Source organism: Pseudonocardia endophytica (genome assembly GCF_004339565.1).
Taxonomy (GTDB): domain Bacteria; phylum Actinomycetota; class Actinomycetes; order Mycobacteriales; family Pseudonocardiaceae; genus Pseudonocardia; species Pseudonocardia endophytica.
Genome location: NZ_SMFZ01000001.1, coordinates 503,437 through 527,884 on the forward strand (window position 1 = coordinate 503,437; position 24,448 = coordinate 527,884).

Genomic DNA, 24,448 nt, shown 5'->3' on the forward strand with positions numbered 1-24,448 from the left:
GTCCGGTGCGTGATGATTAGGCTTACCTTGCTCTGAAGTCAATACCCCTGACATGAGCGTCGCCTAGACTTCGGCCGTGACTCCGGACACGGACCGCACCGCCCGCCCGGTCGGTGGACGAGGACTGCGCAAGCGCCCTCGGCAACGGGCGGGCCGACCCGTCCTCGACCCCGATGTCGTTGCGGAGCAAGCACTGGCGCTGCTCACCGGGTCCGGGATCGAGACCGTGACGATGGCCCGCGTGGCCCGCGAGCTCGGCGTCACCGTCCGGGCGATCTACCACTGGGTCCCGTCCCGCGCGGCGCTGCTGGAGGCGGCGACGCTGCGGGCCCAGGAGTCACTCCCGGTACCCGCCCGCACCGGCGACTGGCGGGCCGACCTGCGCCGCTACCGCGACGCGATGTTCGAGTGGCTCGACACCCATCCCGGTGTGCTCGACGTGCAGCTCGTCGAAGGCATCGCCGCCGTCGGACCGCGGGTGCTGACGGCCCACGAGGAGGGCCTCGCCCTGTTCGCGGACATCGGGTTCGCGCCGCGCCGGGCCCGCCTGCTCTACGCCGAGTACGCGAACTGGGTCGCCGCCACGTACCACTTCCACATCCGCCCCCACCGGCGCACGGCGGGCGGGCCGGACGTCTTCGAGCAGGTCGTGACGGACACCCACGCCGCCGCACGACCGGATGCCCAGCCCCTCACCGCGGCGGCCGGCGTGATGACACTCGACGACCGCGTCGAGTCCGGATTCGAGTGGCTGCTCGACAGCATCGAGGCGACCCTGTCCAGACCCGACCCCGACGCCGCCGACGTCCGAGCACACGACGCTCGGCCGTAGAGCCTCCGGGCGATGTCGCGCAGCAAGATCACCGGCTCAAGCGTCGACGACGAGCCGGCGAGCGACCGCTCGCTAATGTCCGGCGCCCACCTGGCGAGAAGGCACACTCGTCGCGATGCGCTCCGCGCCAGAGCTCGACGGCAGGGCCGACATCGATCGCACCATCACAGTGTGTAAACGTGGGTGGCGGCCATCCCATCAGGGTGCTGCTGCAGCTGGAAGCGGACACGTTCACCTTCGCGCAGGCTCTGACCGCCGCCACCATCGATGTCTCCGCGGCTGACGGTGACGGTGGTGCCGTCGTCCATGGCGATCTTGCCCACGCCAGCCTGAGCGTTGAAGCTGGTCACGGTTCCGGTGTGCATGGCGATACGATCTCATTCTGATCGTCGGAGGTGCGGACCCACTCGGCGCACGCCTGCTGACTGGATCGGTGGCGCCCGGGGGCCCGGGTGGTAACGCCGCCTGTGCGGGCCCTCCTCGCTCTTGTTGTCGAGTCGGGGTAGGGCACCCGTCCGATCTCCTCCCCGTCCTCGATGCCGCCACGGCCCGTGCGGTCAGCTCGTGGTGTTGTCGCGGCGGGCGATCGGCGCTCCGGCCAGGTCCTCCTCGTTGCAGAGCAACTTCAGCTCGTAGTAGCTCGCGTCCGGGCCGTCGTCGTAGTCGAGGTGGACAGCGATCACGTCGACCGGCTCTCCCAACCAGTCCTGCGTGTCACGCAGCCAGCGCGCAGCCCGTTCCAAGGCCGTGGGCAGGTCGTTGTCGCAGAACTGGACCGGACGGAACGGGACCTCCCCGACCGCGTCGCGGCGATCGGCAGGGCGGGGCAGGTCCGCGGCCAGCCCCGAGTCGTCGAGATCAAGCGCTACCGGGTTCTCACTCACCCGACCAGGATCTCGCCTCCTGCTCAGGGATGCAGCACTGCCCCCTGCCGGACGTGCGATCTCACGGTCCGGCGCGACCGAGGAAGGGTCTTGACACCACCCGCAGTGACCGGATACTTCTGTGCGCCACAAGAGAGGGCAGTCGTGAACGCCACAGGGACGGCGACCGGATCGAGACGAGCCGGAGGGTGATCTATCAGAACAGCCTTCGAACATCTGGATCATTGACGAGACGACAGTCCGAAGACGGGGCCCGGCCGACTACGCTGGGCCCCGTCATTACGTCCACGGTCGCCCCCGCCCCCTGGGGTAGGGTCGTCGCTGCGGTCAGCACCGAACCTGTCGGAAAGTCCGTGGGACCACCGAGCGTTGCCGCCGGTGTGCAGCGGGCTCCGATCCGAGAGAGTTGTCACCTGCACTGAACGCTTGTCTGCGCAGGAGTAGACGGCATGCCGGACAGAGTCTCGGCCTCGGCTGCCCGGACGGAAGGACGGCACCTCGATGCCCAACATCGAACGCTGCGGCAGATGCGGTCGAGTTGTCGACTCCGACTCGGCCGCGTACGGCAACTGGCAGACGGATGAGGGTGAGACCGTATGTCCCGGATGCCTCACCCCGTCCGACCATCAAGACGGCGAGAGTGCCCTGCTGACCGAGGGCAAAGACGACGCAATTCTTCGCCGTCTCGATCCCGATAACGACGACGGCTGATCCGACTCTTGCGGGTCCGGTAGTACCGGACCACGAGAACCTGGGACTCGGTTGCCGGGCTGATCGTAGCCACCATGGCTCGGCTGGCCACGATCCCGACCCCCGCACGGGATATCGCCCGCATATCGAAAAACGGATACGCGCCGGCAACAGCGGACTCGTTTGACTCCCCGCATGACCGATCGCGAACCGGACGGCGCCGCCCGGCGTGCGGCGCATTGCGTGGCTCCGGACCGTCGGCCGTGCGCCACTCCACCCGACCGCGTCCGCACGCAGCCGATCGCGGTCGGCCGTCGCCGAGTAGGACCTGTGCCGGCCCCGCGCAGCCCGGCCCCGCCCCGACAACGAGGACCGGACCCGGCACTGCGCCGCCCGGCCTCCCCCACCCCGGGCAGACAGGCCGCGCCGGCACGGCACGGTCCGGTCGCGCCCGCACCGCACAGATGGCCGGCCCGACACGGTCAGCACGTCCCGCCCCGGCAGGTGCGGCCCGTCGCGCAGGCGCTCCCCGCGGGGCGCCCGAACCGCCGGCTGTCGGCGCGGCGGGCCCGGACGGCGCTGCTCGCGGCGGTCGCAGCCGTCGTCGTCGCGCTGCTGGTGGCACTGATCCCACACCTCTCCCCGGTGACGGAGAGCGGCGGGCCGGCCGACCGGGCCGCCCCGGCGCCGAGGACGGCGGCAGGTGGTGCTGCTCTGCCCGGCGTGGCCGACGGCGTCGTGACCGGCAGCGTCGGTGTGTCCGACGACGTGCCGGCCGTGACCGGGCTGGATCCCGACCTGCGCTCGGCGCTCCGCCGGGCGGCAACGGACGCGGCGCGCAGCGGGGTCACGGTCCGCGTGACCAGCGGCTGGCGCTCCGCCCGCTACCAGGAGCAGTTGCTCGAGGAGGCGGTCGCGCGGTACGGCTCGAAGGCCGAGGCCGCGCGGTGGGTCGCCACCGCCGACACCTCACTGCACGTCTCCGGCGAGGCCGTCGACATCGGACACTCCGACGCCATCGCCTGGATGTCCCGGCACGGCGACACGTACGGGCTGTGCCGGATCTACCGCAACGAGCCGTGGCACTACGAGCTGCGCCCCGACGCCGCCGACGACGGCTGCCCGACCCCGTACGCCGATCCGACCCACGACCCGAGGATGCAGCCGTGACCAGCACGTTCCGCTCGCTGTCCGATCCCGACCGGCACACGACGGCCGCCGGTGCGCGGTCGCTCACCCGGACCTACGGCCGGGGCGGCGGGCAGGTGCACGCCCTGCGCGGCGTGGACCTCGACCTCCCGCGTGGCCGCTTCACCGCGGTCATGGGCGCCAGCGGCTGCGGCAAGTCCACGCTGATGCACTGCATGGCCGGCCTCGACCGGCCGGACGGCGGCGCGGTCACGGTGGCGGGCACCGATCTCGCCACGCTCGACGACGACGCGCTGTCCGAGTTCCGCCGGACGCACGTCGGGTTCGTGTTCCAGGCGTTCAACCTGCTCCCGATGCTCACCGCACGGCAGAACATCGTCCTCCCGCTGGAGCTGGGCGGCGCACGGGTCGACGACGCCCGTGTGGACGAGCTCGCCGACGCGCTCGGTGTGGCCGACCGGCTCGCCCACCGGCCCGCCGAGCTGTCCGGTGGCCAGCAGCAGAGGGTGGCGATCGCCAGGGCACTGGTCACCGAGCCGGACCTGGTGTTCGCCGACGAGCCGACCGGCAACCTGGACAGCCGCGCGTCAGCGGGTGTGCTGGCGCAGCTGCGCCGGTCGGCCCACGAGCTCGGCCGGACCGTCGTGATGGTCACCCACGACGGGGACGCGGCAGGCTACGCCGACGGGGTGGTCACGATGCGCGACGGGCGGATCGTGTGATGCGCACGGTGGTGCTCGCCTCACTGCGCACCTACGCCCGCCGCTACGTCGCCGCCGGCGTGGCCGTCGCCGTGTCCGTGGCGTTCGTCGCGGTGGTCGGCGTGCTCGTGTCCGGGGCGCTGGCCGGGATCATGCAGACCGACGGGTCGCCGTTCCGTGCGGCCGACGTCGTCGTCGAGGCCGATCCGGACGTCCCCCACCGCAGCCCGGCGTGCTGCCCCGAGCTGATGGACCCGGCCGTCGCGATCGGGCTGGTCGACCGCCTCGGGAACGACGCCGGTGCGACGGGCCGGGTCCAGGTGCCCGCCGAGACCGGCAGCGGGACTCCCCTCGGCACAGGCGACGGCCGGGGCGAGACGACCGTGGGGCCGATCGCCGACGCGCCGGACATGCGCTGGCAGAAACTCGTCGCGGGCCGGTTCCCGGCGGGCCCCGGTGAGGCGGTGATGCACGTCTGGGACGCGCAGTCGCAGAAGATCGCGGTCGGCGACCGCGTCCGGGTCGGCGTCGGTGGTGGCGCAGGCGGTGCAGGCACGACCGACCTCGCCGTCGTCGGGCTCGTGGAGTCGCCGTCCACCTGGACCCAGGCGTCGCTGTACGTCACGTGGGCGCAGTACGCACAGTGGCGCGGCCACCCGTCGTTCCACGTCGGCGAGATCGCCGTGCGCGGCAACCCCGGGCCGCTCCCGCCTGGCACCGTCGCGATCCCGGCGATGCGCTACGTCACCGACTCCCTGACCCGGCTCAACAACGGCACCGACGCGTTCGCCGTGATGGGGGTCGTGTTCACCGGCGCCGCGCTGCTGGTCTCGGCGCTGGTCATCGCGAACACGTTCGCCGTACTGTTCGCCCGGCGCGAGCGCGAGTTCGCGCTGCTGCGCTGCGTCGGCGCGACCCGTCGCCAGGTGACGGGGTCGGTCCGTCACGAGGCGGCCGCCGTCGGCGCCCTCGCGTCGCTGGCCGGGACGCTGGCCGGTGTCGGGCTCGGCTACGGGCTGGTCGCCGTCCTCGGCGCCCCGCTGGCTGTGCCCGCGCTGCCGGTGCCGTGGCTCGCGGGCGCGTTCGCGCTGGGCCTGCTGGTCACGCTCGGCGCGTCATGGCTGCCCACCCGGCTCGTGGTCCGCGTGCACCCGCTGGCGGCCCTGCGCCCGCAACCCGTTCTCGACGCCCGCACCGCCACCGGCCGCGTCCGGCTCGCCACGGCCGCGCTGCTGCTCGTCGCCGGGCTCGCACTGCTCGCGGCCGCGGTGCTCCGCCACGACCGGGTCCTGATGCTCACGGGTGGCGCAACGCTGTTCATCGGCGTGCTGCTGGTCGGCCCGCGGCTCGTCCCGCCCCTGGTCCGCGTCGCCGGGACGCTGCTCGGTCCCGGTGCCCGCCCGGCGACCCGGAACGCCGTGCGCAACCCGCGCCGGACCGCGACCACCACCGCGGCCCTGATGGTCGGCGTCACGCTGGCCGTCGCCGTGCTCACCGGGATGGCGACGTGGCGCACCGCGATGGACGACCACCGCGACACCCGCCTCCCGATCGACGCCACGCTCGCCTCGCTGGACCGGCCGCTGCCCGCGGAGCTGCCCGACGAGGTGCGGAGCATCCCCGGCGTCGAACAGACCCTCGTCGTCGACGGGGCGGTCGCCCGGATCAGCGCGTGGGACGCGCCGATCGCCGTCGTCGCCGCACCCGACGCCGGGAAGGTCGCCCGCGACGGCGGCGAGTTCACCCACGTTCAGCCCGGCACGATCGTCCTCGACCACGAGGCGTTCCGCGGCCCACACTCCGAACTGCGCATCCCACCGGGCGGCCGGGTCACCGTCCGGGCAGGCGACCGACAGGTCGAGCTGACGGTCGTCCGCCTCGGCGGCTGGGGCCGGGCGGGCGTCGTCGCGCCGCAGACGCTGGCGCAGCTCACCGACACGCCCCGGCCGCACGTCCTCTGGGTCCGCACCGCGGACGACGCCGACCGGCTCCGCCTCACCGGTGCTCTGAACGACCTGGCCGGCACCGTCGACGCGCAGTTCTCGGACCGCCTGCAGGTGCGCGCCGTCAGCGACCGGCAGCTGGACGTCCTCACCTGGTCGCTGCTGGCGTTCATCGGGGTCTCGCTGGCCGTCGCCGTGGTCGGGATCGCGAACACGCTCGGCCTGTCCGCGCTCGAACGCGCCCACGAGCACGCCCTACTCAGAGCGCTCGGGCTCACCCGGCGCGGGTTGCGACGGCTGCTGGCCACCGAGGCCCTGTTACTGGCCGTGGTGGCCACCGCACTCGGCACGGTGCTCGGCATCGGGTTCGCGTGGGCCGCCTACCGGGCGGTCGTGCGACCGGCGCTCACCGAGGCGGCCATCGTCGTCCCGTGGATGTCGCTGGGCGCCGTCCTGGTCGGCGCCGTCCTGGTCGGCCCCCTCGCCGCGATCCTGCCGGCCCACCGTGCCGCACGCGTCGCACCCGCAGCAGGGCTGTCGCCGGACTGAGTCGGCGCCGAGCAGTCCTGGGGCTCCGCTCAGTCGCGCTCGGGTGCACCGACCGCTCCTGTCCTGTGGAACGACAGTCCCCCAGGCGCGAACGGGTCGAGGTCGAGCCGCTCAGTTCGTGAGTCGGGCGTTGCGGCTGGTGATGACTGCCACGGGTATGTGTCCTGTCGCGAGGACGAGGGCGGAGACCGCGATCCAGAGATTGCCGAGCCATGCTGCTGTGGCGAGGAACGTCACGACCGGCAGGATCGCCATCGGGACCGGGATCAGCCACACGCGGTCGTACAGCAGTGAGACCCGGCATCCCCCGACGAGGTACCGGGTCCATAGCGCGTAGTACGCGACGAGCGCGCCAGCCGCCGGGAGCGCCCACCACCAGACGATGTTCCCTGGTTCTGTGATCGCGGGAACAACCAGGCACAGCGCTTGCCCCGCACGTTCCAGCCACTCCAGTGCCCGCGGCACGTGAGCGGGGCCCCTCCGGCCGCGGGGCGGGAACCGGAGAAGAAGGAGGTTGGGGGCGAGCACCGCGATGCTCACGACCAGCCCGAGCGACGAGAACCCCACGATCGAGACGCTACTGAAGGATGCGCCTGCCACGACGCCATTGGTGCGGGTGTCCTCACGGGGAGTGTCAGATCAACGGTGTGACCGGCATTGATCGGACAGACCCGTGCGCCGGACGCCGAGCCGGAGGCAGCGGTGCCGCCCGAGCGGCGCTGTCAGCCCTCCTCGACATGGAACTGAACGCTGTGTGCGGACTTGATGTGATCCCGAGGCACCGCGACGTGAGCGGGGTGGGTGAGGTACTTCCGGAAGTCGTCTGCGTCAGCGAACTCGCTGACGACGGCGTAGTCGGCGTTCGTCTCACGCTCTCCTAGGTCGGGCCCCTGCCGGGTGCGCAGGGGGAAGTCGACCTGGGCCGGTATCCGCGCGACCGCGTCCCGGAACGCCTCGACGTCGGCCGCAGTGGCCGACTCCGCGAACCCGATCGTGAGGCAGTGCACGAGCATGACGAGACCTCCGACTCTCTGGGTGAACGATGATGGACATCGTGCTCTTGAACAGGCCTATAGGTCAACTATCAAGTTAGCAGCTATTGACACACGGGCCTGGGGGCTCCTAACTTCCAGCTCCCGAACCCTTCGACCGGGAGACCCGACAATGAAGCTGGGATGCTCGTTCGCCACGTCGCTGGAGACGCCGGAGCACGTCCGCATCGCCGAGGAGCTCGGCTACGAGAGAGCGCTCTGCTACGACTCGCCGGCCCTGTACCCGGACGTCTGGATGATCCTCAACCAGGCCGCGGAACGGACCGACCGGATCGTGCTCGGGCCCGGGGTGCTGATCCCGAGCCTGCGTCATCCGATGGTCACCGCGGCGGCGATCACCACGCTGGTGTACGCGGCAGGTCCGGACCGGGTGATGATCGGGGTCGGGAGCGGCTTCACCGGCCGGCTGGCCATGGGCAGGCCGCCGGTGCCGTGGGCCGACGTCAAGCACTACACCGAGATCGTGCGGGCCCTGCTGCGCGGCGAGCAGGTCGAGTGGGACGGCGCGATCATGCAGCTGATCCAGCCCGACGAGCGCTTCGGCCCGACCCTCCCCGTCACGGTTGCATGGGGAGTCGCGGGCGAGGGACCGAAAGGCACCCGGGTCGCGAAGGAACTGGGTGCGGAGCTGATGCGGATCACGGCCCCCGAGCCGGACTTCGGCCCCCAGATGATGATGGTCATCGGCACGGTGCTCGACGAGGGCGAGGACCCGGGCTCCGAGCGCGTGATCGACGCCGCCGGCCACGGCGCCGGGCTGTTCCTGCACTGGGCAGTCGAACACGGTGTGATCGACGAGCTGCTCGGCGAGGGCGGCCATGTCTGGGCCGCCGCCTACGACCGCATCCCCGAGAACGTCCGGCACATCGCGTTGCACGACCGGCACGTCGTGGGTGTCAACGACGTCGACCGCCCGTTCGTGACCGGGGACGTGATCACCACAGCCGGGCTCGCGCTGAGCCGTGACCAGTGGCGGGACCGGTTCGCCGAGCTCGAGAAGGCCGGCTGCGACTGGGTGCACTTCCAGCCAGCAGGCCACGACATCCCACGCGAGCTCGAGGCGGTCGCCGCCGCCTACCACCGCTGACGTGAAGGAGAACCCGACCACGATGCCGGACCTGCACTTCCTCGACTGGCGCTCGGACGGCCCGATCGCCACGGTGTGGCTGGACCGACCGCCGGTCAACGCGACGGACCACCAGCTCTACAGCGAGATCCGCACCTTCTTCCGCAACGTGCCCGAGCACCTTCCCGACGCGCGGGTCGTGGTGCTGGCGGGCCGCGGGAAGCACTTCTGCGCGGGCAACGATCTCTCCGAGTTCCAGACCCTCGACCCCGACAACGCACCGGAGCGGCTGCAGCTGGCGCGCGAGGCGTTCTGGGCGATCTACGACTCGCCCTACCCGGTGATCGCGGCGGTCCACGGCGTCGCAGTGGGGTCCGGACTGGCGATCGCCGCCTCGTGTGACCTCGTCATCGCCGCTGAGGGGGCCAGGTTCGCCACCCCCGAGGTGAATGTCGGAGTCCTGGGTGGCGCGAAGCACCTCTCGCGGCTGGTGCCGGAGGGGATGGTGCGGTTGATGCACTACACCGGCGATCTCTACACCGCCGAGCAGCTCCTGCCCTACGGCGGCATCGCCGAGATCGTCCCCGAGGATCGTCTGCTCGAGGCCGCCGGAGACGTCGCGCGCTCGATCGCGCGGCACAGCCCGGTCACGCTCCGGCTCGCGAAGCGCAGCCTCAACGGCATCGAGTACCGGGACCTCAAGTCCGGCTACGAGTTCGAGCAAGCCCTCACCCGTGAGCTCTCCGGTTACGAGGACTCCAAGGAAGCGGTCAACGCGTTCCTGGAGCGCCGCACGCCGGTCTACACCGGACGATGACCGTGGAGTCACTCGAAGACTTCCGCACCCGTGCCCGAAGCTGGCTCTCGGACGCCGAGCCACCCGAGGTCCCCCTCGACCTCGACGAGCGCTTCGCGGTGCTCCGGCGCTGGCAACAGACGTTGTTCGAGGCCGGCTGGGTCGGCCTCGCCTGGTCGCCGGAGGCGGGTGGCGGCGGCCTCACCCATGCCCATCAGCTGGTGTTCGTCGAGGAACTCGTACGAGCCAGGGCCCCGCAACCCGTCGGGCTGATCGGCCTCGAGGTCGTCGGGCCGTCGATCGACCGGTACGGGACAGACTGGCAACGCCGGGAGCTGTTGCCCCGCATGCTGTCCGGAGAGGACATCTGGTGCCAGGGCTTCTCCGAGCCGGGCGCCGGGTCCGACCTGGCGTCCCTGCGCACCCGAGCGGTCGCCGACGGGGACGACTACCTGGTCAGCGGGCAGAAGATCTGGACGAGCTGGGCCCACGAGGCGCAGTGGTGTGCCCTGCTGGTCCGCACCGACCCGTCCGTCCGCAAGCAGGCCGGCATCAGCTACCTGCTCGTCGACATGACGAGCCCCGGGATCACAGCCCGCCCGATCCGGCAGATGACCGGCGACCGCGAATTCTGCGAGGTCTTCTTCGACGAGGTCCGGGTACCCCGCCGGAACCTGCTGGGCGCCGAGAACGAGGGCTGGGCGATCGCGACGCACACCCTGGGCAGCGAGCGTGGCGCCGCCACGCTGCGGCGCCGGGTCGAGCTGGACGTCGCCCTCGAGGACGCGATCGACGAGCTCCGAGGGAGCCGCACCCCGAGCGACCGGGTCCTGGCCGCCATCGGCCGAGCACACGTCGCGATGCGGGTGCTGGACGCACAGACCCGCCAGACCACGGCCCGGCTCCTCGCCGACACCGGCCCGACACCCCTGGACTCGGTCGACAAGCTCGTGCTCAACCACGTGGAGCAGACCGTGTTCGCCGAGATCGCGGGGCTGCTGGGTCCGCTGCGCGCGGTGCCCGGCTCCCGTCCCGCCGGCCTGCGGGCCGACCGGTGGGCGCACGAGCACCTGTACTCGCGGGCCGCCTCCATCTACGGCGGCTCCGCGCAGATCCAGCGCACGATCGTGGCGCAACGACTCCTGGGGCTGCCCCGTGGCTGAGCACGACGACCTCACGTCCGCGGTGGACGACTACCTGACCCGCCACTACGCGGACGACCGGCGCCGCAAGTTCCTCGACGGCGGAGGTTGGGACCCGGGACTCGCCGCCGAGCTCGCCGATCTCGGGTGGTACTCGCTGGCCGTGTCCGAGGACCGCGGCGGGATCGGAGCGTCGACCGCCGATCTCGGTCGCGTCTTCCTGGAGTACGGACGCCACCTGGTCATCGGCCCGCAGATGGAGAACAGCCTGCTGCCGGCGCTCATCGGTGACCTCGACCCGGACCCCGCCGGGACACCCCCCGCGCTCGTCGACCCGGGCGTCACGCACGACTGGGCGGCGGACTACGGCTCGGTGTCGCTGAACGGGCAGGAGCTCACCGGCACCGTCGGAGCGGTGCGTTTCGCCGCGCAGGCGGGCGTGCTCGTCGTCGTCGCCGGCGCGTCGGTGTGCCTGGTCGACCCTACGGCGCCCGGTGTGCACATCGAGTCGGTCGGCAGCGCAGACCCCGGGACCGTCTTCGCCCGCGTCGAGTTCGACGCAGCCACCGCCGACACGGTCGTCGTCGACGGGGACCTCGTCACCCGCCTCAGGGCCTGGGCCCGGCTCCTGCTCGCCTGCGAGCTCAGCGGCATCGCGCAGGGCGCCCTCGAACACACGGTGACCTACGTCGGGCAGCGCGAGCAGTTCGATCGGCCGATCGGCGGGTTCCAGGCCGTGCAGCACCTCGCCGCCGACATGGCGGCCCGGTCGACCGGCCTGCGCAACCTCTGCCTGGCCACCCTCGAGGACGCCCGCGACGCATCGCCGACCCATCTGGCGCTCCTGTCCTCGACGGCGAAGGCACACGCCGCGGCCACCACGGTCGGGGTCTGCGAGGACGCCATCCAGCTGCACGGCGGGATGGGCTTCACCACCGAGACCGACGTGAGCTGGTTCTACCGGCGAGCCATGGCGCTACGGGGCTGGTACGGCGACGAGACCGAACTGCAGCACGTCATCGGCTCCACGATCCTGACCACCGAGAGGCAGATGTGAAAGCGACCAGGCTCGACGACGAGCACGCCCGCCGCACCATCGACGCCGGTTTCTGGGCGGGCAACCTGATCGACGGCTACCTCGCCGCGGCCGCCGCGCGGACACCGGCGGCGGTGGCGGTCGTCGACCGTGGACGGTCCTGGACCTACGGCGAGCTCGACGGCGCGGTCAACCGGTTCGCCTCAGCGTTGCGGTCACGCGGCGTCGTACCAGGAGACGTCGTGTCCTGGATGCTGCCGAACTGGGCCGAGGCGATCATCGTGCACCTGGCCACGATCCGGCTCGGCGCCGTCAGCAACCCGATCATCCCCATCTACCGGCACCAGGAGACGGCGTTCATCCTGCGCCAGGCCGCGTCCAAAGTGGCCGTCGTCCCGCACCTGTTCCGCAACTTCGACTACCCGGCCATGGTCGACGACCTCCGCGCCGAAGTCCCCGCGCTGGAGACCGTCGTCGTGGTCGGCGGCGAGCCCGGCCGTCCGAGTTTCGGCGACCTGCTGGCCGAGGGCCGCGAGGACCCGATCGACGTCGGACGGACGTCGCAGGACATCGCCCTGCTGCTGTACACCTCCGGCACGACCTCGGTGCCGAAGGGCGCGCTGCACAGCCACGACACGCTCGACCACGAGAACCGCAGCATCATCGAGTTCTTCGGCCTCTCCGCGGCCGATGTCGTGTTCATGCCGTCCCCGGTCGGCCACATCATCGGTGTGCTCTACGGCCTGCAGCTGCCGTTCATGCTGGGCAGCACCGTCGTCCTGCTCGACGTGTGGGAACCGGGCCGAGCGCTGGAGCTCATCGAGCAGCACGCGTGCACGTTCACCGTGGCGGCCACGCCGTTCCTGCACGGGCTCGTCCATCACGCGTCACTGCCGGAGCGCGACGTCAGCTCGCTGCGTGTCTTCGCCTGCGGCGGCGCCGACGTGCCACCGGAGCTGATCAGAACCGCGACCATGGCGCTCGGCTGCACCGTCAGCCGGGGATACGGCTCCACCGAGTACCCGACCGCGACGGCCTGCAATGTCTCGGACCCCGTCGACAAACGGGCACGGACCGACGGACGGCCGATCGGTCCCGCCGAGGTCCGGCTCACCACCGACGGCGAACTCGAGATCCGTGGTCCGGAACTGTTCCTCGGCTACCTCGACCCCGAACTCAACGCCGCCGCCTTCACCGACGACGGCTGGCTCCGCACCGGCGACCTCGCCCGCATCGACGCCGACGGCTACGTCGAGATCATCGGACGGCAGAAGGACATCATCATCCGCGGCGGCGAGAACATCAGCGCCAAGGAGATCGAGGACCACCTCGTCGAACACCCGGCGATCACCGACGCAGCCGTCGTGTCCTCCCCCGACCCGATCCTCGGCGAACGGGTCTGCGCGGTCGTCGTCAGCCGGCCGGGCACGGAGGTCGTGACCCTGCCCGAGATCGTCGACTGGCTGACGGCCCGGCGGATGGCCCGCCAGAAACTCCCCGAGCGCCTGATCCTGCTCGACGAACTGCCCCGCAACGCCAGCGGCAAGGTCCAGAAGTTCCGCCTGCGCGACCTCGCGCGCGACGACGCATCCCGCGAACCGACCTCGACAACCGACATGGAAGTGACGCGATGAAGCAGCACACCCTGACCGAGTTCGCCTCCGGCCACCGGTTCCTCGAAGGCCTGCGCTGGCACGACGGCACCCTGTGGGCCAGCGACTTCTTCGCCGGCACAGTGATGACCTTCGGCTCCGACGGTCACGCGACCACGGTCGCCGAGGTGCAGGGAGCGCCCTCGGGATTGGGCTTCCTGCCCGACGGCACCGCACTCGTCGTGTCCCAGACCGACGCCACCGTCCAACGGATCGGCCCGGACGGCTCGCTGAGCACGTACGCCGACTTCAGCCACGTCGCAGGCGGCCCCGGCAACGACATGCTCGTCACCGCAGGCGGACACGCCTACGTCGGAAACTTCGGATTCGCCGTCGGCACCGAGGACCCGAAACCGACCGCACTGGCCCACATCGACCCGTCGGGCACCGTCCACCGCGTCGACGGAGACGTCCTGTTCCCCAACGGGATGGCGCTCACCCGAGACCGGGTCCTGCTGCTCGCCGAGACCTTCCGCGCCAGGATCACCGCCTACGACGTCCGGCCCGACGGATCCCTGACCGGCCAACGGGTCTGGGCACAGCTGCCGCCCACGTTCACCCCGGACGGGATCGCCCTCGACGCCGACGGCGGCGTGTGGTTCGGCAACGCCCTCACACCCGGCGAGGACTCCGGCTTCTTCAGGGTGGTCGAGGGCGGCGAGCTCACCGACAAGGTGCCGGTGACCGGCGCACAGGCCGTGGCCTGCGCGTTCGGCGGCGACCACCTCGACACCCTCTACCTGGCCTGCAACACCACCTCGCTCGAGGAGTTCATCCAGGGACAGTCGAAGGGCGCCATCGCCACCGCGACGGTCGGGCAGGTGGGCGCGCCCCCCGCTTGACACACCCGCCGTGGGCTCCTCCCGCCGAGATCTAGGATCTACACGGCGGGAGGAGACCACGGCATGGACGCAGCGAGGACCCCGACGCGCTCCCGATCCGGGATCCGGCGCGCCGAGATCGCCCGCAACGCCGGCGAGCTGTTCAGCGTCCGCGGCTTCCACGCCGTCCGCATGGACGACATCGCCGAGGCCAGCGGCATCACCGCCCGGGCCCTCTACCGCCACTACGACAACAAACAGGCGCTGCTCTCCCACGTCGTGCTCGAAGACCAACAACACGTCGTCGACACGATCACAGCGCTGACCGAGCAACCAACCGCCCAGCGCGACCTCGACGCCACGCTCACCACCCTCACCGAAGCCGCCCTCGACAGCCGCCGGCTCTCCCTGCTGTGGCAGCGCGAAGCACGCCACCTCGACGCCGACGACTTCCGGCTGGTCCGCAGCCGCACCCAATGGATCGCGGCGCGCCTCAACGAGCTCCTCGTGACGCCACCCCGCAGCGACCTGCCCGCCGACGTCGCCGACATCCGCAGCTGGGTGATCGTCAGCATCATCTCCGGAGCCGGCTTCTACGACACCTCGCTCCCCCGGCCGCGCCTCGCCCACGAGCTCATCGGAGCGAGCAAGCGGGTGATCGCCGCTCCCGCAGCGCACACCGGCAGCACCGCCACGGCCGACGCGGCGGACGCCCCGGCCGTCGCCCGTCGGACACCACTCGCCCGGCGCGAACAGCTCGTCAACGCAGCGGCGCGAGAGTTCCGCGCCAAGGGATTCGCCACCGTCGGCATCGACGACATCGGCGGCCGGGTCGGCATCGTCGGCCCGGGCCTCTACCGGTACTTCGACACCAAAGCCGACATCCTCGTCGCCGCCGTCACCCGCCTGCACGAGTGGCTGGCGCTGGAGATGACCCGCGCCCTGCACACCTCGACCTCCGACGACGTCATCATCCGCCTGCTCGTCGACGGGTACGTCCGCGTCGCACTCGACGCCCCCGATCTCCTCGCCGTCTGGCTCACCGAACGGCTCTACCTCCCCGACGCCGCCCGGGAGCGCGTCGACCGCACCCAGGCCGACTACATCGCCGAATGGCAGCGATGGCTGACCGTCGCCCGCCCCGACCTCCCCGACGCAACCGCCGCGACACTGGTCAGAACCGCGAAGACGATCGTCGACGACTGCGCACGAATCCCGCACTTCAACCGGTACCCGACCACCGCACGTGAGCTGTCGGCCGCAGCGCTCGCAACCCTCGGTCTGTCACACCCCGCATAGACGAATCCGACGGTCCCGACCGCCGAGGAGCGCGATCACTCCGGATCATCCGGCAGCGGTGGGCCTCGGTCGCGCCCGCGGCCCGTCGGAGATCTCGCCAACGACGGCGCCGGCGGCCGCAGCCGTCGTCGTGCCGGAAGGTCGACGACTCGCTCCTCCGCGACCCACGCGGTAGCAGCGCAATGACCCCGGGCGGCGTTCCCAAGCCCATGAGCCTGGCTCCAGCATCAAGCGACAAGGCTCACCACCCGTTGACAGAACGACAAGTGGTCCACGCTCGAACGAGGTGCCGATGCTGGAGAAGTTCAGCAGCACGCACGACGTGTGGTCCCCAGATGGTCCCCAGCGCCGACCCGCTCCGACGATCAGTTCATCTCGGGATCGACCCAACCGCGATCTTGCTGTTTGCGCAGTTCGCCGCGGAAGTCACAGCCGGGGCATGCGTCCTCGCCTTGGATGTGGCCCTCGTACCAGCCGTGCACCGCAGCATGAAGGATCGCACCGCGCGCATCGGTCTCGCCGCTCTCCATGGCGTTGACAGCATTCGTGATGATCAGGCGCAAGATCTCGGAATCCGGGTCCGGGAACGGTGGCGAGGGCATGGCCGACATGTCGGCCACCGTAGACCGCCCGCGGAGTCGGCCGGGGGCAAACGACGACACGACCTCTTCGGCGTGAAAGGCGCTCCCCCGTGCCGAGCAGTGCCGATAGCTCGCGGCGAGACGCTTTTGACCAGCGGCGGTGTGACAACCCGTACCGGCTCAGATCGCTGCTCGGGTGTGCGCAGGCCGGAGCAGGTCGACCGGGGTTACTGTCAAGACTTGCTGTCAGAAGGTCTTCTGGCTCCATGCCATCAGAGACTCCGAGACCCGGATCGGCTCACCCTTGGTGAATCTTAGAGTCGCTGTCGCATTCAGGCTAGACCTCTAAGTCGAACCCTACCTTCAGGACGGACCGGACAACCAACCGCTCCAGGAGGCTGCATATGTCTAGTTCCAGTAACCGGCGCCGCGAACCTCAGGAAAAAGAAGGAGGCAAAGCATTCCGAGAAAGCTGCGGACTACAAAGGCAAGGCGACTCCAGTTGCGCCGGGCGATACAGAGGGCAGCCGAAGAGCCAAGACATATGGCCAGAGTGTCGCCGCACTCGGTTGCGAGCGGCGCCACTTTCTGTGATCAATGGGAAAGAATGCGTCCCACCCATTCGTTGCGGGCGGCGTACATGGCCTGGGTGATCGCGGCCTGCGGGGCCATGAGATCGCACCCGTGGAAACCACCCGGCCACACGTGCAGCTCCGCTTGCACGCCCGCCGCCCACAGGGCGGAGGCGTACGCGACGTCCTCGTCCCGGAACACCTCGGCCGTTCCGCAGTCGATGAAGGTCGGGGGGAGACCAGCCAGGTCCACCGCCCGCGCGGGTGCAGCGTAGATCGAGACGTCGTCGGTCCCCCTGCGGTCGCCGAGCAGAGCCGACCAACCGGTGATGTTGCTCGTCCGGTCCCACACGCCGACGCCGTCGATCTGAGTGGTCGAGACGGTCGCGTCACGATCGTCGAGCATCGGGTACAGCAGGGCCTGCCCGGCCAGTGCGGGACCGCCGCGGTCTCGGGCGAGCAGCGCCGCTCCGGCCGCCAGCCCACCGCCCGCGCTCGGCCCGGCGATGATGAGACGGTCGGGATCGATACCGAGTGCTGCCGCGTTCTCGGTAGCCCAGACGAGTGCGCCGTAGCAGTCCTCGACCGGATGGGGATCCGGGTACTCAGGTGCCAGTCGGTACTCGATCGTGACCACCGTCGCGTCGAGGTCGAGGACCCACGGCACGACGTGCGGCAGGCCCACCCACCGGTCGCCGCTGATCATTCCTCCGCCGTGGACGTAGAGCACGCCCGGCCCCGACCCCGAACGGCCCTCGCGCGTCAGCACCGAGGCTTCCAGGCTGGCGCCCTCGTGTCCGGGAAAGCGGAAATCCGTGCGCGAGATTCCGGCCTGCCGCAGCATCTCGTCGGGTGTGACCGAGAACGGGGTCGCCTCGCGGAGCTGCGGAATCATGTCCGGTGTGATAGTGGGGGGAAGCTGCTTGGTCACCACTGCGAGCGCAACTTCCAGCTCCGGATCGAATGGTGGCCGACTGATGTTCGTCGTCACTTTGACTCCATCATCGAACGGTCCGCTAACGAACTGTCAGATCATCGTCCAATTCTCGTCGTGCGATTGTGTATAGTCCTGGTGGAACCACTGGAAATCGTGCAACAGTGCACCACCGTCGATCATCACCGAATGCCCGTTGATGTAGCGGGCGTCCGAGGAGGCGAGGAATGCGACGAGTGCGCCGACGTCGTCGGGGGTACCCAGGTGCCCTACCGGCGTTCCCGCGATCAGGCGTGCCTTGGAGGTGGAGCTCAGGTCGAAGATCGGCGACACCATTCCGGTCTCGATCAGTCCCGGCATGATTCCATTCACCCGGATCCGGTGTGGCCCGAGTTCGGAGGCCAGCCCCTCGGTGAGCATCTTGACCCCGGCCTTGCTCACCGAGTAGGCCGAGGCCTGGTCGACGTGCTGGACCGCGGCCCCGGAGGAGACGATCACGATCGCCCCACCGCTCTTTCGCTCGACCATGTTCCGCGCCACGCCCTGGGCTAGCAGCATGGTTCCGGTGAGGTTGACCGCGAGGTGCTTGTTCCACTCCTCTAGCGGCTGATCGAGCAGGGTGGACAGGGCGCAGTAGCCGGCGTTGGCGGACAGGATGTCGACGCCACCGTAGTGCTCGACCGTCCGGTCGATACCCTGCTGGACGGACGCGGAATCGGTCTGGTCGACACGCGCTGTGAGCACCTCCGCCCCCGCGGCGCGGCACTTCTCGGCGGTCGGTTCGATCGCGGACTCGTCGAGGTCGAACAGCGCGAGGTCCGCTCCCCCTTCGGCTAGACGCAGTGCCGCGCCGCCGCCGATTCCGCCGGCCGCCCCGCTCACGATTGCAGTTTTTCCACTGAAAGTAGGCATGACAGTTCTCCCTCACGATAATATTGATCGGGGAAATCGTCCGGCACGCGTCGCGCCGGCCCCGTTTCACCGCATCCGGGCTATGCGGTTCTCCGGAGTCGTTATTCGGATCAGTTGTCGTCGCGCCGGTGCTTGTCGCTGCGGCGCCGGAAGGCCGCCGGTGTCGTTCCCGTCCACCGTTTGAATGCGTAGGTGAACGCGGGTGTCGCGCTGTAGCCCAGATCGCGGCTGATCTGGTCGATCGACAGATCCGTCCCCTCCAGCAGGTTCACCGCACGCGCGAGCCCGACCTGCCCCTCGAGGCTGCGGAACGACGTCTCCTCCGCGAGCAACGCCCGCCGCAGCGATCGCGGGGACATCGCCAGCTCGTCGGCGACGAGCCCGAGCCCGGCGCGGCCCTCGTGCCGTTCGAGCTGGTCAAGGACCGCCCCGGCCACGCCGACGCGCGCGTGCCTGCGTAGCAAGAGTCGCTGACAGCCGTCCTTCAGCTGCGGGACCGCGGTCTCCGCGGCCGACGCCAGCGGCTCGTCGAACGGTGTCGCATCGAGGACGAGCTGGTTGCTCACCGCCCCGAACATCGGCGTCTTCCCGAATATCTCGCCGTACCGGGCCGTATGCGGCCGCGGCGATCCGGTCAGGTTCAGCGCCAGCACCCGTGCGGGTCGGGACGCACTCAGCTCGTCCCACACCCTCGCGATGGCCGCGATCTGATAGTCGACCACGACCTCGTGCAGCTCCGCCGGCAACAGATCAGGCTCCATCTCGATGACCAGCTGCTTCCCGACCCGGCGCTGCCTGCTCAGTGGGAGCGGATGACACAGGTCCTGGAAACGGATGGACTCGGTAAGCCCCTCGGAGAAGTTCCGGCTCGACCGGATCAGCAGGCCGACGAGCCCGAAGTCCGCCACCCGGCACCGGTTCCCTGCGTCCAGGCCGATGTCGGAGTACTCCGGACGCGCACGGATGATGTTGGCGACGAGCACAAGCTCGTCCCGCGGCCGGATCTCACCGCGGGCATCCAGGACGTCCTCGGCGGAGACCCGGGTGCCCCGCACCGCCTCGGCGGGGCTCAGCCCGCTGGTCGCGATCAGGTCGCGGATGGCGGCAGTGCCGCGCGGTACCCGTAGATCCCACATAACGAAACCCGGGCCCGCTCAGCTCTCCGCCGCGCCCGCGCGCGACCGGTGAGATCGTCCGCAATACACGTACATGGACCAGCGACAGATCATCTGCATGGTCATCCGCTCCTACGCTCAACCCTGAGGCGGGATAGAATCGACATAGATCAGCATCGCAGCAAACTCCCGGCGGGGACACTCCACGGACGGCCGGTCCGGAACCGAGCGGCGTTGTCTACTCGACGACGGCGGCTAGGACCAGATCCGAGAGCTTCTGGCACCGCACGATGTGGTCGGTGTCCTCCAGGATCCCCGTTGTGAGCATCGCGAAGGTGAGGTCGCGCTCGGGGTCGACCCAGAAGATCGTGCTGCCCGCGCCCCACCCGCCGTAGCTGCGCGAGCTCGCCAGGTTCGGCAGCGGACCTGGGGTGAGCGCCTCGCCCCGGACGAAGAACCCCAGCCCCACCGTCGCCGGCCAGGGCTGCCAGTTCCGGATGTCGACGGCGTAGTTGAACAGCGAGTTCACCTTGTCACCGGTCCAGTTCCGGGTGGCCAGGTCGATGGTGGCCGGGGAGAGGATCCGGTTCTCACCGGCGACTCCGCCGGCCCGCAGCATCTCCGCGAACCGCCACAGGTCGTGGATCGACGTGATGCCGCCGCCACCGGGCATCTCGGTGCCCTCGGCAGTGATGAGGCCACCGACGGCCTCGATCTCGGCGGCGTGGAATATGCCCGACGGCCGCGAGTAGCGCTGCACGACCGGGGCGATCGGGCGGCCGTCGCCCGACGGGCCGAGCGACGTGTCAGCCATGCCGACCGGGTCGAACAGCTCGTCCTGCAGGACCTGGCGCAGCGTGCGCTTGTCCGGGTCCACCGCGACGAGCACCGACGCAAGCACCGCGTGCGCGCCGAGCAGCGAGTAGATAACCTGCGTGCCCGGTTCGGACTCCGGGGCCGTGCCCGAGACGTACTCCGCCCACTTCTGGTACTGGGCCAGATCCTCCGGAGGCAGCGGCGCCACCCCGGAGAAGACGCCGCTGGTGTGGGTCAGCACGTGCCAGAGCGCGACCCGGTTCTTGCCGCGCTGCCCGAACTCCGGGAGCACCTCGACGATCGGCTGGGTGAGCTGCAGCAGCCCCCGTTCGACGAAGCTCAGCGCGACGACGTTGAGAAACTGCTTGTTGACCGACATCGTCAGCAGAAGGTCGGTCTGCTTGATCGGCTGCTGTGTCTGCCGGTCGAAGTACCCGACCTCCTCCAGCGCAGCCAGTTGGCCGTTGCGGCCGACGGCGACGAGTGCTCCGTCGTAGGTCCCCTCGGTGACGTCGGCGTCCAGCGCGTCGTGCAGACGCTGCAGACGGGTCGGGTCGAACCCCACAGACTCAGGTGCGGCCACCTGCATGATCGCTTCCCTCCTGCTCAGCTCTGAGCGGGCGTGGCATCTGACGACGTCAGAATCACCACGAGCGGCCGGCGAAGGTATCCCGCGACCGGCCAGACTCTTACGAGTTGTGGCCGCGCGAGTCCTCGCCGTGGCACACCCGTCCGACTCCGACCCTGCCGGCCGGGCACGAACCCAGCTGGTCTACAGCAACGCCATCGCCAGGCACCGAGTCTGGCCGGCCAACCGCCACCTCTGCGGGCACCCAGCTCGTGATCACCGGGCAGTAGCGCGGGAGGCCGTGTCCGTCGCTGTCGCTGGCGACCAGGCCCGGCGGACGCGTGAAGGGTCGTGGGCGTGGAACGACGGTCGAGTGACAGTGCTCGACATCGCGGCAGCCAGGCGTGATCACCGGCTCGGCCGGGAGGCAGTTTGGTCGCCGTGCGTGTCGAGCGCGACCCGGGCCAGGAACCGACCCGAGCCACGAGCCGCCCGCGCAGATCCGGTCACGAGCGGTCGATCGTGGTGGGTAGCGGCAGCCCGGACCTCCCGGGCAGCTGGGTGGCGTCGTCGGCGGCGAGCGCCTCGGCCTGCACCGTGCGGATCAGCGCGGCGCGGCCGCCTCCGTCAGGGCGTAATTCGGGAACGTGCTTGTACAGCGTCGTACGCGGCACCCCCCAACAGCCGCGCGATCGACGCCACCGGGCGATTCAGCAGCAGCCGGGCCTGCCGGGCCTGGTCGACGTCACTCAGCGAGCGCCCCAGCCGGGACAGCTCGGTGACCACGACCAGGTCCCCGGGCCGGACGTAGTCCATACAGGCGAGCAGCTCCGGGCGGGCCCCATCCCGGCCGGAGAGCTTGTCGTGAAGATCCGCTCGCAGCCGCCGTCCGCAGCTGGGTGATCTGCCGGTCGAGGCGCTGCCCGTGGGTCGAGGCCCGCCCGTAGCCGACAAGCACCCCCGACGTCATGACCGGCTCGGGTGTGACCAGCGACCGCTGCTCACTCCCGGGGTCCTCAGGCACAAATCGAACCGTACGGTAAACGGCGAACCGCAGAGTAGTTGGACACACGAGTCGTGCCGACCGGTGAGGTCGGGGATCAGATACTGATGGCGCGGACGGACCGCTCGTGGCGCAGCTGCAGCAGCAGCGACCCGACCATGGCGACGCTCACGACGCCCGCGACACCGAGCTGGAACCAGAAGAACCCCGACCCCAGCTCCCCAGCCGCAGTGGTGGTCACCTGCGACCAGGCGACTGCGGGCATGAGCGCGAGGAAGAAGAGCGCCCGGCGGTTCGCGGCGGTCGCCGCGACCGCGTACGGCCGGTGCTCGGGATCGATCGAATCGCCACGGCGCAGTGCTCGCCCGACGGCCCGCCGCTCGGCCGGGGTGAGCGCCCACGCCAGCTCATTCACCCGCGTTCGGTTCCGCGGGTGCGGCTTGGACGTGAACCGCCACGCCAGCACCGCCGGCGACACGGTGAACAAGACCGTCGCCACGGCCACGGCGCCCTGCCCGAAGGAGATCGAGCCGGCGCTGCGTACGGCCACGACCAGGTCGCCGACCGAGAACCCCGCCAACGCGAGACCGAACACGAGATACGCCCGCGGCAGCCACCTCCACAGCGGACCCGGCCCCGTCAGCTCCACCCGCTCCGACGGCGGGGGCGACTCACTGGTCATCGCCGGCTCCTTCGGCGTTGCTGCGCTCACGGTGGGCCCTGACCCGGATCGTCCTCCGGTCGGCGCGGCCGATCCGGGGTCGACGTGCCCGTCGTGAGGCTGGCCAGGTGCTCGAGCCGTGGCACGGCCGCGACGATCTGAACCTGCGATCGGAGCAACGCGATCCCCGCAGCGAGGTAGACCACCACGAACCCGGCCGTGCCCCACGGGGACGTGCCGCCCACGAGCCACCCGGCCCCGAGCAGCACCACCGCCAGGACCACGACCACCGCGGTGAACCACCGCCGTCGACGGGCCGCGGCGACGTGCCGAGCGGTGCGCAACGCCAACCGCTCCTGCCCGGCCGGGATCGGATCACCACGGCGGATCGCCCGCACCAGATCCCTCCGCGCGACAGCACTGTCGAGCTCCCACAGCGGCGAACGCGCCAGCATCGGCCAACCGCGACGCCGCAGCCGCACGAACCCCCACACCAGGACCGCCGCCGCCACCGCGGTCACCAGCAACCACACGACCACTACCCCGCCCAGCGCCACGAGCTTGGTCGCCAGATCAGCCTCGGGGTCGACCTGCGCCAGGACCAGCACCGCGCCGCTCATGAACGCCGCCAGCAGGACCACCACCCCGGCGAGGGCGGACGGCCGCAGCAGCTCGCGTCGTTCCCGCGCGGCGGCCGCCCGCTCGACCTCAGCGACGTCGACCGCGGCGTCGGACACGCCGTAGCCTCTCGACCGATCACCCATCCGCCCAGTGTCACCGATCTTCCCGGTTTGTGTCACCTGCTCCCGTCGGTGCGGGTTACGGTCCCGGGTGATGGATGCGTTCCGCATGGGCCGCCGCGGCCGGTCTCGACGGCACAGGTAGCCGGCGATGGCCAACTCTCCCGAGAACGCGCAGCCGGCCCGAGTCGAGTCGGGCTGGTTTCGCTGGCTATGGCGGTGGACGCCGCTCCAGTTCGGTGTGGCGGTGACGGTCTTCGGGGCGCTGCGGCTGGTACCGGCGGCCCTGGTCGATCCGCTGCTGTGGGTCGTGCTCGGGGTGGTCGCACTGATCATTGTCGTGGGTTTCGTGCTCGTGTTCGGGGCGCTGTTCTCCGGCAGGCCGGCGAGCGGGTCGCCGCCGGTGGATTCCGCGTGGGAACGGTTGAGCCACACCCAGCGGCGCGGTATCTCGCGAGCACTACGGCGGGGCGATCCCATCGAGCCGGAGCATCACGCGGTCGCGGCCCGGGTTGCCGAGCGCTCCATCCGCGCCGCGCTGCCCCAGGCGACCGCCCAGGGTGCGCTCGGCGCGCTGTGGCTGGTCAACGGCGGCCACGAGGACTGGTGGGCCAACCCCCAGACCATCGCCGGCCTGGTGTTCACGGCGCTCGGAGCGGGCTTCGCATGGTGGGTGTCTCGGCTGCGACGGTCACTGACCCGTCTACAGGCCCAACAGCCAATCGAGAACGGCAGTCACCACCTCGACGACGACACCGGAAACCTCTAGAACGCTGGTCGAGTGACAGTGATCGACTAGTGGAGTCGTCCCTACGGCGCTGGTCGGGCACACCCCTCAGCGGTAGCCGGTGGTATCGGCCGGTTTGCCCGGCCTGGAGACCTCGTCGATGTAGCGCCACGCGTCCGGGTAGGAGCCGTCGAGGTCGGTTCGGCC

The 24,448-nt window shown here is 70.5% G+C and carries 26 protein-coding genes; 13 read left to right on the top strand and 13 right to left on the bottom strand.

From position 1 onward, the window contains the following. Positions 1-76 precede the first annotated feature (76 nt). Positions 77-832, top strand: coding sequence for a TetR/AcrR family transcriptional regulator (locus EV378_RS01855; protein WP_132421028.1), 756 nt, complete (start codon positions 77-79; stop codon positions 830-832). Between the two features lie 164 nt (positions 833-996). Here the strand turns inward: EV378_RS01855 and EV378_RS01860 are convergent, their stop codons facing one another. Both EV378_RS01860 and EV378_RS01865 read right to left on the bottom strand, forming a co-directional pair. Beyond that, positions 997-1,197, bottom strand: a complete 201-nt coding sequence (locus EV378_RS01860; RefSeq protein ID WP_132421029.1) for a cold-shock protein — start codon at positions 1,195-1,197, stop codon at positions 997-999. A 192-nt stretch (positions 1,198-1,389) separates the two neighbouring features. Next, positions 1,390-1,716 carry a hypothetical protein gene (locus tag EV378_RS01865; protein ID WP_132421030.1) on the bottom strand — a complete coding sequence of 109 codons (327 nt, stop codon included), beginning with the start codon at positions 1,714-1,716 and terminating at the stop codon, positions 1,390-1,392. Positions 1,717-2,217: 501 nt separating this feature from the next. Here EV378_RS01865 and EV378_RS01870 point away from each other — a divergent pair. From EV378_RS01870 to EV378_RS01885, 4 genes are all read left to right on the top strand, one after another. Further along, on the top strand, positions 2,218-2,427 hold the full coding sequence (locus EV378_RS01870) for a hypothetical protein (RefSeq protein ID WP_132421031.1): 210 nt from the start codon (positions 2,218-2,220) through the stop codon (positions 2,425-2,427). Between the two features lie 483 nt (positions 2,428-2,910). Further along, the gene (locus EV378_RS35750) at positions 2,911-3,576 is read left to right on the top strand and encodes a M15 family metallopeptidase (protein ID WP_243653219.1); all 666 of its coding nucleotides are present in this window, start codon (positions 2,911-2,913) and stop codon (positions 3,574-3,576) included. Beyond that, complete coding sequence (locus EV378_RS01880) at positions 3,573-4,277, top strand: ABC transporter ATP-binding protein (RefSeq protein WP_243653220.1); 705 nt, start codon at positions 3,573-3,575, stop codon at positions 4,275-4,277. The genes EV378_RS35750 and EV378_RS01880 overlap by 4 nt, the downstream gene beginning before the upstream one ends. After that, on the top strand, positions 4,277-6,748 hold the full coding sequence (locus EV378_RS01885) for an FtsX-like permease family protein (protein ID WP_132421033.1): 2,472 nt from the start codon (positions 4,277-4,279) through the stop codon (positions 6,746-6,748). Before EV378_RS01880 ends, EV378_RS01885 begins: the two co-directional genes overlap by 1 nt. Positions 6,749-6,859: 111 nt before the next feature. On the opposite strand, the gene EV378_RS01890 is transcribed toward EV378_RS01885, so the two are convergent. Together EV378_RS01890 and EV378_RS01895 are read right to left on the bottom strand one after the other, a co-directional pair. Next, positions 6,860-7,315 carry a hypothetical protein gene (locus tag EV378_RS01890; RefSeq protein WP_132421034.1) on the bottom strand — a complete coding sequence of 152 codons (456 nt, stop codon included), beginning with the start codon at positions 7,313-7,315 and terminating at the stop codon, positions 6,860-6,862. Positions 7,316-7,470: 155 nt separating this feature from the next. Further along, the gene (locus EV378_RS01895; RefSeq protein WP_132421035.1) at positions 7,471-7,761 is read right to left on the bottom strand and encodes a Dabb family protein; all 291 of its coding nucleotides are present in this window, start codon (positions 7,759-7,761) and stop codon (positions 7,471-7,473) included. A gap of 151 nt (positions 7,762-7,912) precedes the next feature. Between EV378_RS01895 and EV378_RS01900 the strand changes: the two genes are divergently transcribed. From EV378_RS01900 to EV378_RS01930, 7 genes are all read left to right on the top strand, one after another. Next, positions 7,913-8,887: an LLM class flavin-dependent oxidoreductase gene (locus EV378_RS01900; protein ID WP_165922102.1), complete on the top strand. Its 975-nt coding sequence runs from the start codon at positions 7,913-7,915 to the stop codon at positions 8,885-8,887. A gap of 1 nt (position 8,888) precedes the next feature. Then, entirely contained in the window at positions 8,889-9,683 is a 795-nt protein-coding gene (locus EV378_RS01905; RefSeq protein WP_243653221.1) for an enoyl-CoA hydratase-related protein, read from the top strand. Between the two features lie 2 nt (positions 9,684-9,685). Further along, a complete protein-coding gene (locus EV378_RS01910) occupies positions 9,686-10,825 on the top strand; it encodes an acyl-CoA dehydrogenase family protein (protein ID WP_207908548.1) in 1,140 nt (379 codons plus the stop codon). Continuing rightward, positions 10,818-11,861 (top strand): acyl-CoA dehydrogenase family protein, encoded by a 1,044-nt coding sequence (locus tag EV378_RS01915; protein ID WP_132421038.1) that lies wholly within the window; start codon positions 10,818-10,820, stop codon positions 11,859-11,861. The genes EV378_RS01910 and EV378_RS01915 overlap by 8 nt, the downstream gene beginning before the upstream one ends. After that, on the top strand, positions 11,858-13,474 hold the full coding sequence (locus tag EV378_RS01920) for an AMP-binding protein (protein ID WP_132421039.1): 1,617 nt from the start codon (positions 11,858-11,860) through the stop codon (positions 13,472-13,474). Before EV378_RS01915 ends, EV378_RS01920 begins: the two co-directional genes overlap by 4 nt. Further along, positions 13,471-14,334 carry an SMP-30/gluconolactonase/LRE family protein gene (locus EV378_RS01925; protein WP_132421040.1) on the top strand — a complete coding sequence of 288 codons (864 nt, stop codon included), beginning with the start codon at positions 13,471-13,473 and terminating at the stop codon, positions 14,332-14,334. Before EV378_RS01920 ends, EV378_RS01925 begins: the two co-directional genes overlap by 4 nt. A 63-nt stretch (positions 14,335-14,397) precedes the next feature. Continuing rightward, positions 14,398-15,612, top strand: a complete 1,215-nt coding sequence (locus tag EV378_RS01930) for a TetR/AcrR family transcriptional regulator (protein WP_132421041.1) — start codon at positions 14,398-14,400, stop codon at positions 15,610-15,612. A 365-nt stretch (positions 15,613-15,977) separates the two neighbouring features. Here EV378_RS01930 and EV378_RS01935 read toward each other — a convergent pair whose 3' ends face one another. The 9 genes from EV378_RS01935 to EV378_RS01970 form a co-directional block, all read right to left on the bottom strand. Next, complete coding sequence (locus EV378_RS01935; protein WP_207908549.1) at positions 15,978-16,223, bottom strand: hypothetical protein; 246 nt, start codon at positions 16,221-16,223, stop codon at positions 15,978-15,980. 564 nt (positions 16,224-16,787) lie between these two features. Then, the gene (locus tag EV378_RS01940) at positions 16,788-17,756 is read right to left on the bottom strand and encodes an alpha/beta hydrolase (RefSeq protein ID WP_132421043.1); all 969 of its coding nucleotides are present in this window, start codon (positions 17,754-17,756) and stop codon (positions 16,788-16,790) included. A 36-nt stretch (positions 17,757-17,792) separates the two neighbouring features. Further along, the gene (locus EV378_RS01945) at positions 17,793-18,611 is read right to left on the bottom strand and encodes an SDR family NAD(P)-dependent oxidoreductase (RefSeq protein WP_132421044.1); all 819 of its coding nucleotides are present in this window, start codon (positions 18,609-18,611) and stop codon (positions 17,793-17,795) included. Between the two features lie 110 nt (positions 18,612-18,721). Continuing rightward, a complete protein-coding gene (locus EV378_RS01950) occupies positions 18,722-19,747 on the bottom strand; it encodes an AraC family transcriptional regulator (protein ID WP_132421045.1) in 1,026 nt (341 codons plus the stop codon). Positions 19,748-19,964: 217 nt separating this feature from the next. Then, positions 19,965-21,125, bottom strand: a complete 1,161-nt coding sequence (locus EV378_RS01955) for a serine hydrolase domain-containing protein (RefSeq protein ID WP_165922104.1) — start codon at positions 21,123-21,125, stop codon at positions 19,965-19,967. 491 nt (positions 21,126-21,616) lie between these two features. Continuing rightward, complete coding sequence (locus tag EV378_RS35755; protein WP_207908798.1) at positions 21,617-21,784, bottom strand: hypothetical protein; 168 nt, start codon at positions 21,782-21,784, stop codon at positions 21,617-21,619. Further along, a complete protein-coding gene (locus tag EV378_RS36990; RefSeq protein WP_424511200.1) occupies positions 21,738-21,926 on the bottom strand; it encodes a hypothetical protein in 189 nt (62 codons plus the stop codon). Before EV378_RS36990 ends, EV378_RS35755 begins: the two co-directional genes overlap by 47 nt. 284 nt (positions 21,927-22,210) lie before the next feature. Next, complete coding sequence (locus EV378_RS01965; RefSeq protein ID WP_132421047.1) at positions 22,211-22,795, bottom strand: hypothetical protein; 585 nt, start codon at positions 22,793-22,795, stop codon at positions 22,211-22,213. Positions 22,796-22,821: 26 nt separating this feature from the next. Continuing rightward, entirely contained in the window at positions 22,822-23,673 is an 852-nt protein-coding gene (locus EV378_RS01970; RefSeq protein WP_165922105.1) for a hypothetical protein, read from the bottom strand. Between EV378_RS01970 and EV378_RS01975 the strand changes: the two genes are divergently transcribed. Beyond that, on the top strand, positions 23,666-24,283 hold the full coding sequence (locus EV378_RS01975; protein ID WP_132421049.1) for a hypothetical protein: 618 nt from the start codon (positions 23,666-23,668) through the stop codon (positions 24,281-24,283). The genes EV378_RS01970 and EV378_RS01975 overlap by 8 nt on opposite strands. Positions 24,284-24,448 lie beyond the last annotated feature (165 nt).

Bases quoted from the DNA above. Each gene is read 5' to 3' on its own strand.
- EV378_RS01925 (WP_132421040.1), top strand. From the start codon at position 13,471: ATGAAGCAGCACACCCTGACCGAGTTCGCCTCCGGCCACCGGTTCCTC.
- EV378_RS01885 (WP_132421033.1), top strand. From the start codon at position 4,277: ATGCGCACGGTGGTGCTCGCCTCACTGCGCACCTACGCCCGCCGCTAC.
- EV378_RS01870 (WP_132421031.1), top strand. From the start codon at position 2,218: ATGCCCAACATCGAACGCTGCGGCAGATGCGGTCGAGTTGTCGACTCC.
- EV378_RS36990 (WP_424511200.1), bottom strand. From the start codon at position 21,926: ATGGACTACGTCCGGCCCGGGGACCTGGTCGTGGTCACCGAGCTGTCC.
- EV378_RS01935 (WP_207908549.1), bottom strand. From the start codon at position 16,223: ATGTCGGCCATGCCCTCGCCACCGTTCCCGGACCCGGATTCCGAGATC.
- EV378_RS01975 (WP_132421049.1), top strand. From the start codon at position 23,666: ATGGCCAACTCTCCCGAGAACGCGCAGCCGGCCCGAGTCGAGTCGGGC.
- EV378_RS01900 (WP_165922102.1), top strand. From the start codon at position 7,913: ATGAAGCTGGGATGCTCGTTCGCCACGTCGCTGGAGACGCCGGAGCAC.
- EV378_RS01860 (WP_132421029.1), bottom strand. From the start codon at position 1,197: ATGCACACCGGAACCGTGACCAGCTTCAACGCTCAGGCTGGCGTGGGC.
- EV378_RS01950 (WP_132421045.1), bottom strand. From the start codon at position 19,747: ATGTGGGATCTACGGGTACCGCGCGGCACTGCCGCCATCCGCGACCTG.
- EV378_RS01965 (WP_132421047.1), bottom strand. From the start codon at position 22,795: ATGACCAGTGAGTCGCCCCCGCCGTCGGAGCGGGTGGAGCTGACGGGG.
- EV378_RS01945 (WP_132421044.1), bottom strand. From the start codon at position 18,611: ATGCCTACTTTCAGTGGAAAAACTGCAATCGTGAGCGGGGCGGCCGGC.
- EV378_RS01895 (WP_132421035.1), bottom strand. From the start codon at position 7,761: ATGCTCGTGCACTGCCTCACGATCGGGTTCGCGGAGTCGGCCACTGCG.
- EV378_RS01930 (WP_132421041.1), top strand. From the start codon at position 14,398: ATGGACGCAGCGAGGACCCCGACGCGCTCCCGATCCGGGATCCGGCGC.